This is a genomic window from Bacillus cereus (genome assembly GCF_007678085.1).
GTDB lineage: Bacteria > Bacillota > Bacilli > Bacillales > Bacillaceae_G > Bacillus_A > Bacillus_A cereus_BE.
The window spans coordinates 1,756,013-1,764,687 of record NZ_VEDW01000001.1; the positions used below are offsets into that span (position 1 = coordinate 1,756,013).

Here is an 8,675-nt window from a genome sequence, read left to right on the forward strand (position 1 = left end):
TACCAAATAACTATATTAACATTATAGCACACTTATATTTTTATATTTTTGTATTTTTCAGTTTTTAACCTTTAAAATAAATATACAAACCTAACCCAACGATTAAAACAACAGCTAGTATAATATAAATCATCGTAAGCCTTCTAATATTACCCTTTGTCGCTTTACTATAATTTGCATCACCATTCCGCCCAATTAACACCGTTGCCACTACAGTAATCACTACAAGTAATACAACGATCATAATCCAAGTTAGCATGCCTTCCTCCCCCTCCTTACAACCATTTTACAATATTATCCTCTTTATTTCGCAGTATATTTCCTCTTTTTACTATTATTATGAAAAGAATTGGAAAACTATTATTACTATACATTTTTACATGTGATATATTTATAACATAACGTGATTTATTTCTAACATTGAAAGGAGAATCTATCGTGAAAACAACTTGGATAAAATATTTAGGATTTCTTGGTTTCTTCGGTTTTCTTGGCTTTTTTTATGAAAAAGGATTGTTTACTATGTTTTGTTTCTTCTCCTTTTTCACAACGTATAGAACGGTTCAACACGATGAACTATTGGAACAAATCGTCAATAAATCGTGCCGCAATGCCTTTATCGTTACATTACTAACTACCGCTATCATTCTGTTTATTGAAATGTTATTTCCAAATCCGGCGCTACAAGAGATTGATATCGCTCTTATTTTCGGCACACTCATTCTTACGTTCGGCTTCTCTATGTTCTTTTACGATAAACCAGTTGATGAAATGGAAGATGCACCATGGCGTTCGTAACGAGAATAAAAGAATACCGCGCCAAATTGAACATGACACAAGAAGCTTTAGCAAAAAGTGTTGGTGTACGCCGTGAAACAATTAGCCATCTCGAAAAAGGAAAATATAACCCTTCCTTACAGCTTGCTCACGATATAGCGAAGGCTCTTCATAGTACAATTGATGAGATTTTTATTTTTGATGATAAATAAAAAATACCGGCATTCTTTCCATGAAGAATACCGGTACTTCTCATTTATCATCCATACAAAATCGCATGAAATACGCCTAACAGTAAGTATTGATCTTCTATATAACCCTCATCATACACATTCATCTCAATATCATACATATCTTCCTCAAGACGAATATTCCAATCTGCGATTACATAGCCTTTTCTTAATAACTTTCCAAGCCCAATTGTAGTTTTATGAACAACATACTCTTCTCTCTTATATGTAAAGGTAAATATGAAATTTGCATCTAATAACTTTCCGTCACATATAAGTATTTCGTGCTCTGCATCATTATGATCGATGTACGTTACTAAAATCCTTCTTTGACGCTTCCTACTTACATCTTTTGCAATGACGCGAATATTGTCCTTACTATCCTTTATTTCATAAATGATATTACTACCGACTTTCGGAATAAAGTCTAGCACTCTCATCAACGTATTTTTATAATAGCCCCGTACTGCGCCTACTCCTTCACTTCCATTGTAAACCTCTATCGAAGTTGTATCTGCCTTACTATCGCACAGTCGTTTGTAAGAAAGCTGCATCATTCGCTCTCCTCTTAAGTACTGATCAAACGTCACGGGATATTCTATCGCGCGCAGTTCCTTATTTAGCTCATATAAATAACGTTGAACGCTCTCTACTAACGTTGTAGTGGCTATACGCTCTTGAAGTTCAAATTGTTGCCAACTGGAAGAAACTCTCCACTGATCTTCCTCTTCATAGAAAAATCCGAGAATTACTTCCTCACGGTCACTCGTTTCATAATTCATATGTGCGTTTTGACCGTGTTGCACTTGTTCCATCCACTGCCCTAAATAAATGCCGAGCTCCGCGACCTTCATGCCTGACTTCTGAAAAAGTACGCCGTCACTCGCGCGAATTGTTAAATCCCCTTCAATAAAGCCATTTGCATAAGCTGCATACCGTGGCTCATTCTTCTGCGGAATAGCCTTGTCTAACTCAAATAAAAACGTTAACATTCTTTACTCACCTCTAGTTATTACAACGATCGTTCCTATAAATTGAACGTAACTCAAAATATATCGACGGTTCGATAAATATCAACACAATTAAGATAAAGCTACCTTTTCTTCCGCCACTTCTACAATTTCTAAAATTTGTAGCAGACTCTCCACTTCATAAGTCGGCTTAACATCTGTCTTATTTTCTTTCAAACTCGGATTATACCAACACGTATCAATGCCGTAATCTTCTCCGCCTTTCATATCAGAAGTTAGCGAATCTCCAACGATTAATACACTTGATTTATCAGTAATCCCCAATTTTTCAAATGCATAATCAAAAATCTCTCCCGCTGGTTTTTGATGGCCAACCTCTTCTGAAATAATAATATGATCAAAGTAGTTACATAAAGGTGAATTTCCAATTCTCGATTGTTGCACCTTCGTATATCCATTCGTAATGATACCTAACTTGCAATCTTGTAGATTCTCACATAATTGCACTGCACCTTCTATAAGATGTACTTCTTTCCCTAAGTTTTCAAGGTATCTATCACTAAATTGCTGCGCATCTACTTCTATATTGTGAAGGGCAAATAATTGTCTAAATCGATCTACCGCTAATTCACTTAGCGTAATCATTTTATTTTCTAAATCTCTCCATAATCCATTACTAATCTCTTTATAACTTGCAAGATAATCATTATACCCAGTAGGCATCCCGAACTGTACAAACGCGTTATGCAATGCATTTCTTTCCGTTTCAGGAAAATCTAATAATGTATCGTCTACGTCGAATAATATAACTTTGTATTTCATTATGCTCTCCTCAACTAGTACGTTATTTACAACTTGTATTTTCTCATTAATCAACTCTTAAGTCGAATTTTTTCTTTTACAAACAGCTACTATCCAGAGATCTTACAGTTGTTTAAAACACACGAGTCATGTTATTCAAAAATAATTAATTGTGAAAATACTATAAATTTGAGATAATTTGGATAATGACCCGATTTTAAAAAGGTAATACAGGAATAGAAAGGGGCGGAAAGACATAGTAAATTCGTGGGAAAGACCTAAAATACACATCCAAAAATCAAAAAGTGAATGGTTTGGAGATATCATTGGATATTCATTGTTCTTTGGATCAATCATTTTTTTGATCATCATTTGGGGAAAATTACCCGAGGAAGTACCCGCACATTATAACGCATATGGGGCTGTAGATCGCTGGGGATCAAAGTGGGAACTTTTGCTTCTGCCAGGAATAGGGCTATTCATACTCCTTTTAATGCAGGCTTTAGAAAAGTTTCCAGAAGTTCATAACTATCCACAAAGACTAAATGAATCAAACGCTAAAGAGTTTTATTTAAATAGTAGAAAAATGCTTAACCAATTAAAAAATGTCTGTTTACTTATTTTTGCTTTCATCCAATTTGAAACCATTTCAATAGCTTTAAAATGGAGCGGCGGTTTCGGAAAATTATTTTTACCGATATTGTTAATTGGGACAGTTATTCCAATTGTGATAGGGATAATAAGGCAACGAAAAATTTCATAATAGAAACAGGAGGCTAACCCAATCAGCCTCCCTCCTCATTATTAATCCTCTAGCAATAACACTTTCATTTCTTCTAACGACTCTTTCGTAAAGCCAAGTGCTTTTTCAGCATACGCTTCAACTGAACCGTATTGCTTTTTCACTTCATCAATTGCAGCTTGTAAATATTCAGCGCGTGCTTCAAACATTGCACCTAATATTGCTCTGCTTTCGTCGTTTTGTAATTTTGCACCTAAAAAGGCCATCATTTTTTCATTTAACTTTTCACGGAAACCGTTACTTAGTAAGTAGTCTTCCATTACTGTTTTTTCCGGTACACCTAGTAAAAGTAATAACAGTGCCGATCCAAATCCAGTACGGTCTTTTCCAGCTGTACAGTGGTTTACTAACGGTAAGTTTTCCGGGTTTTGCGCTAAGTTTAAGAAGCTCACGAATGCTTCATTACCACTTACGAAATCTTGATTCATTTTCACAAGATACTCGCCTGGTTTCCCTAACATAGAAAGGTCACCAACTTGGAAAAATTCATTTATATTCAAATCTTTCGCTAAGTCTTGCATAACTGGTAAGCACACTTGACGAGCACCTGTAATCTCTGGATTCGGCTTATGCTTCACTTCAAAGTCTGTACGATAGTCACAAATTAACTTTAAGCCAGACTTTTGTAAATAGTCGATATCCCACTCTGTTAGTCCTGCTAATTCTTCAGAACGGTACAGCTTGCCCCATTTTACTTTATGGCCTTCAGTCGTCTCATATCCTCCCATATCACGGAAGTTAAACGCGCCTTGTAATGGCAATCTACGCTCAGCTACTGTCACTGCTTGTCCATTACTTCCTACTAGTCTAAAATATGGACGCTCATTTTCACTCGGATTTTCAATTGTACATGATGATTCTCCATGTACCGTTGCAAATAATTCTCCAGTTTCTTCAATATGATCTGGTGAAGTACTCCAATAAATACGAACTTCTTCTATATTATTTTCCCACTTTATATATAACGTATTGTCTTCATTTCTTTCTATAGTCGCTTGTAACCAATTTCTTTGCTGCTCCATTCTTTCACCAACGCTTTCTCATATAATCGAATCTTTCTCTATTGTATTATAGGAATATCTATTTTGTCGTTCTCATTTTTCTTTTTATCTTACAAACAGGCAAAAAGTTCTTTTACTTGTTCATAAGTTGTACACGGATTCCCGTTAAACAATTTCAAGAACCTTTTTCCCCCTTCTAAACCTTCCTCACATATCGCTCAGTACAACTCAGCAACTGACATCCGTTCTTTTCAAAAACATCCTTCATCCACTCATTTTGTACATTTGTCTCGCCAATATAATAAGATGCGCCTATTTCTTTTAAGACAAACATTGCCCCTGTAAAGAACGCTGCTTCATACCCTTTATTCCGCATATTTGGAGCAACTGCGAAATACATTAGTTTTCCTTCTTCTAACGTACCTCTTTCAATATGCGGGATTACAATTCCTATCTGCTCTTCATCGACACTCGCTGTTAAACAATGCTCTTTCCATTGCTCACCAATTTCTTGCAGCATCATATGTACAAAGTAATCATAATCGATTTGTTCTCCCGTCACTTCATTCCACAGTGAATAAAACACGTCTTCGCCTATCTCTTCAATAAGCTTAAAATCAATCTCACTTTCTACATCTTCTACTTCATATATATCCTTAAACACAATCATGTTTTCAGTAGCATATTCAAATGAATACGTTTCGAAACATTTCTTATACACATCATAATTTGGGCTTTTTGAAGAAATTTCAAAATGTAAGTTTTCTATTCCCTCTTTTTCAGCCTCAGCAACGCAATATTGCATCATTTCCTTTAATTTCTCTTCTGTAAAAGCCTCTGCATTATTTTCTTTTATTATAATAGAAGAAGCATTTCTTCTTATTTTAAAATGTTTTTCTAACTGTTCTATAGTCATCATATACTTCCCTCATCTATGTCATACTCGAATTTCTACTTGTTCTCCTTGCATGAGCAGGATTGTCCTTGAATATATAGAATACTAGAAAACATCGCATCTTTAAAGTGCGGAGGAGGTTCTCCATTGGATATTACAACGTTACAACAACAGTTAGAGCTTATACAACAAAATGACTATACGCAACTGCAACATATCGATATTAATGAGTTAACGCTCAATATGCTTCAGTATGTCGGAACGACTGATAGTTACGTTCGTTACCAACTTATATATAAATGCTTTTCCTATTTCATTCATCATGAATTCCTTATGGATGATCAGCTGAAATTACTTTTACATACTTGTTTAAGTGATGAGTATTTATATTGTGACATTCACTCCCCACATACAGATGGGGTTTTCACACGTTCTTACACTGTTTCGTTAATCGCGCTAATACTCCAATTCGCTAACTCGCACTACTTTTTCACAGAGGAAGATATTGAAGAAATAAAAAACAAACTCATTTCATATACAAACTTAGAAACGGATTTTCGAGGCTATATTGAAAATAAAGGATGGGCTCATTGTCTTGCCCACGTATCAGATGCCTTTACTGAAATTGTTCACAATTCCTATACGACCTTTGAATGGTATGAAGAATTAATTCATTGCTTATTAAATAAAATTTTTATCCCATCTGATCTTTTTCACAATAACGAAGACGAACGCATTATTACGCCGTTACTAGCAATGCTGTATCATGACTTTCCACAAGACGAGTTAGTCTCTATTATTCATAAAAAAATAAAAAGGCTTCCTCAAATTAGAAAACGCCTTTCGCTTAATGAGTATTGTATTTTATGTGCCAACATTAAAACCTTTTTACGCACATTATTTTTCAGAACGAAAGATGATCATAACTTAGCATTTACTGCACGTAAAACAGAAAGAATGTTAAAAGAACTTCCTAACTATTATTAAAATATAAGGAGAACAACTATGGGATATATTGAAGACATGAGAAATCTAGTAGGTAATCAACCACTTATTTTAATCGGTTCACACGCCATTATATTAAATGAGAAAAATGAAATATTACTGCAGCTCCGTACAGATTTTAACCGTTGGGGCATTATTGGCGGCGCCTTAGAATATAACGAAACGTTAGAAGAGGCTTTAAAGCGAGAAGTATATGAAGAAACGGGACTTATCATTAAAAATCCAGAACTATTCCGTACATACTCAGGACCTGATTTCTTTCAAATCTATCCAAACGGCGATCAAGTACACGGTGTACTCGTTGTTTATATTTGCCGTGAATTCCATGGTGAACTTGTAAGCGACCAAACAGAATCGAAAGAACTACGCTTCTTTCCGCTTGATGAGTTACCTAGTAATCTTCCTCCTGTTATTGAGAGAATTATTAAGGAGTTTCAGCAATTCGATTAAAAAACATTACATATTTTTATAGAAATAAAACAACCTCATTTCCCGTCATGATAACGCGAAATGAGGTTGTTTATGTTAGATCGTTATCTCAATCTGATTTCCTTCAAGGTCGCTTACTACACTTTCATAGTAACCATCCCCTGTAGTGCGCGGGCCGTTTAATACAGGGTATCCTGCTTCTCTTAATGTATTAGTTAATTCGTTCACCTTTTCTTTACTGCCTACAGAAAAAGCAATATGCGCGTATCCTATTGTATGTGTTTCTGTATTATCCTCAATCCCTACTTGCCTCATAAGTTCAAGACGTGCTCCACCTTCAAAAGTTATGAAATAAGATTCAAACTGCTTTTTCGGATTGTGGTATAAGCTATTTTCTTCACCACCGAAGTACTGTTTATAGAAATCACGCATACCTTCTAAATCATTTACCCAAATTGCTACATGTTCAATTTTCATAATCGACACCTTTTCTTTTACAGTATTCAACCAACAATTTGATATTTAATTTTCTTTGCTTGTTCTTGTAATCATAAGATCAAATCCAAGACTTTTTAATCCATATAAGTAATCTTCTTTCCAATCGCTCACTGTTATTTTCGGAATATGTTCCGCCGGAATGTACTGCGGACAGCTTTTTACAATTTGATCTATTACAAATTGGTTCACTTCATCATCACAGAAGATAAAGGCATGTGGGTTAATAATAGCTATACATGTAGCTATTAAACGAGTAATAGCATCTATATTATATTCCTCTGGATTATTCGAATCTTCATTTCTCAAAGCTTGTAAGAAATTTTTATTATCATACTGCGGAACGAAAGATATCTCTCCTGAGAAAAAGGTGCTTCCTCGCACTACATCTCCATTTACCATAATCCCTGCCCCTGGGCCATTTTGACCTGAATACAAATATACAAGAGATGAATTGTCGTTTTTTCCAGTGCCTTTATAATAACCAAGCACTGCGGCATTCATATCATTTTCTATTACTACAGGTATTGAAAACAGATCCTCCAAGTGACTTTTCAAATTGAAATTTTGGAACTTTTCATATCCAGGAATATAGAAAATACGACCATTATCAACCGAACCGGGCACACCAATTGATATAGAGCTTATTTTCGGGAATGTAGCGATAAGATTTTCAATATGCTTTGATAATAGATTCACGCCAGTATCCATTAATACACTTGAAGTACTTCCTTGTTCTTTTACTTCCCCTAAACAGTTAAAAATGGTATAGTTTGTTTCATTTTTTTCTAAAAATATCGCCAATCCTAACATATATTCTGGATTATACGCATATCGTTTCGCTCTTCTTCCGCCACTTGAATCATCTAAACCAACTAAAGTGACTTCACCATCTTGTTTCATATTTTCTATAAATTTACTTATCGTTGGAAAACTAATTTCTAATGTATTACTAAGTTCAACTTTCGTCGCACTTCCTTGCTCTAGAAGAGCTGTACGAATGCCGCGAAGGATCGTTTCTTTAATCGATTTTTGAGTAACAAATTGTTCACTCAAATCGCTCACCACCTTAATCAACATACTTATTAAACTCTTTTAATAAGTTGCGTTGACAATATATCATACATCATTTTCTAAAGCAATGAACACTCCCCCACTTAGCAAAGCTTGAAGTGGGGGTTTCTAACGTTTCGACCTAACGGACGATTAACGTCAGGGGAGTTAACACATTAGCGAGCTGTTTCACGCCTAACCCCTCTATCCCATTTG

General features: G+C 35.1%; 12 protein-coding genes. 5 read left to right on the forward strand and 7 right to left on the reverse strand.

The annotated features are described in order from the left end of the window. Nucleotides 1-64: 64 nt before the first annotated feature. The gene (locus FS742_RS08975; protein WP_000958869.1) at nt 65-259 is read right to left on the reverse strand and encodes a hypothetical protein; all 195 of its coding nucleotides are present in this window, start codon (nt 257-259) and stop codon (nt 65-67) included. A 179-nt stretch (nt 260-438) separates the two neighbouring features. On the opposite strand from FS742_RS08975, the gene FS742_RS08980 reads away from it, so the two are divergent. Beyond that, nucleotides 439-798 (forward strand): DUF3796 domain-containing protein, encoded by a 360-nt coding sequence (locus tag FS742_RS08980; RefSeq protein WP_144612029.1) that lies wholly within the window; start codon nt 439-441, stop codon nt 796-798. Then, a complete protein-coding gene (locus FS742_RS08985; RefSeq protein ID WP_144612030.1) occupies nt 786-989 on the forward strand; it encodes a helix-turn-helix transcriptional regulator in 204 nt (67 codons plus the stop codon). The genes FS742_RS08980 and FS742_RS08985 overlap by 13 nt, the downstream gene beginning before the upstream one ends. 47 nt (nt 990-1,036) lie before the next feature. On the opposite strand, the gene FS742_RS08990 is transcribed toward FS742_RS08985, so the two are convergent. Next, on the reverse strand, nt 1,037-1,999 hold the full coding sequence (locus tag FS742_RS08990) for a tubby C-terminal domain-like protein (protein ID WP_144612031.1): 963 nt from the start codon (nt 1,997-1,999) through the stop codon (nt 1,037-1,039). A gap of 90 nt (nt 2,000-2,089) precedes the next feature. Continuing rightward, nucleotides 2,090-2,800, reverse strand: a complete 711-nt coding sequence (locus FS742_RS08995) for a YjjG family noncanonical pyrimidine nucleotidase (RefSeq protein WP_144612032.1) — start codon at nt 2,798-2,800, stop codon at nt 2,090-2,092. Nucleotides 2,801-3,116: 316 nt separating this feature from the next. On the opposite strand from FS742_RS08995, the gene FS742_RS09000 reads away from it, so the two are divergent. After that, nucleotides 3,117-3,542: a DUF1648 domain-containing protein gene (locus FS742_RS09000; protein ID WP_144612033.1), complete on the forward strand. Its 426-nt coding sequence runs from the start codon at nt 3,117-3,119 to the stop codon at nt 3,540-3,542. 41 nt (nt 3,543-3,583) lie between these two features. On the opposite strand, the gene FS742_RS09005 is transcribed toward FS742_RS09000, so the two are convergent. Next, complete coding sequence (locus tag FS742_RS09005) at nt 3,584-4,603, reverse strand: tyrosine-protein phosphatase (protein WP_144612034.1); 1,020 nt, start codon at nt 4,601-4,603, stop codon at nt 3,584-3,586. Nucleotides 4,604-4,778: 175 nt separating this feature from the next. Next, entirely contained in the window at nt 4,779-5,501 is a 723-nt protein-coding gene (locus tag FS742_RS09010) for a GNAT family N-acetyltransferase (protein ID WP_144612035.1), read from the reverse strand. 123 nt (nt 5,502-5,624) lie between these two features. Here FS742_RS09010 and FS742_RS09015 point away from each other — a divergent pair, with 123 nt between their 5' ends. Beyond that, nucleotides 5,625-6,464 (forward strand): DUF2785 domain-containing protein, encoded by an 840-nt coding sequence (locus FS742_RS09015; protein ID WP_144612036.1) that lies wholly within the window; start codon nt 5,625-5,627, stop codon nt 6,462-6,464. Between the two features lie 18 nt (nt 6,465-6,482). Beyond that, nucleotides 6,483-6,932: an NUDIX hydrolase gene (locus FS742_RS09020; RefSeq protein ID WP_144612037.1), complete on the forward strand. Its 450-nt coding sequence runs from the start codon at nt 6,483-6,485 to the stop codon at nt 6,930-6,932. A gap of 75 nt (nt 6,933-7,007) precedes the next feature. Here the strand turns inward: FS742_RS09020 and FS742_RS09025 are convergent, their stop codons facing one another. Together FS742_RS09025 and FS742_RS09030 are read right to left on the reverse strand one after the other, a co-directional pair. Continuing rightward, complete coding sequence (locus tag FS742_RS09025; protein WP_144612038.1) at nt 7,008-7,388, reverse strand: VOC family protein; 381 nt, start codon at nt 7,386-7,388, stop codon at nt 7,008-7,010. Nucleotides 7,389-7,433: 45 nt separating this feature from the next. Then, nucleotides 7,434-8,462 carry an ROK family transcriptional regulator gene (locus tag FS742_RS09030; protein ID WP_144612039.1) on the reverse strand — a complete coding sequence of 343 codons (1,029 nt, stop codon included), beginning with the start codon at nt 8,460-8,462 and terminating at the stop codon, nt 7,434-7,436. Nucleotides 8,463-8,675 lie beyond the last annotated feature (213 nt).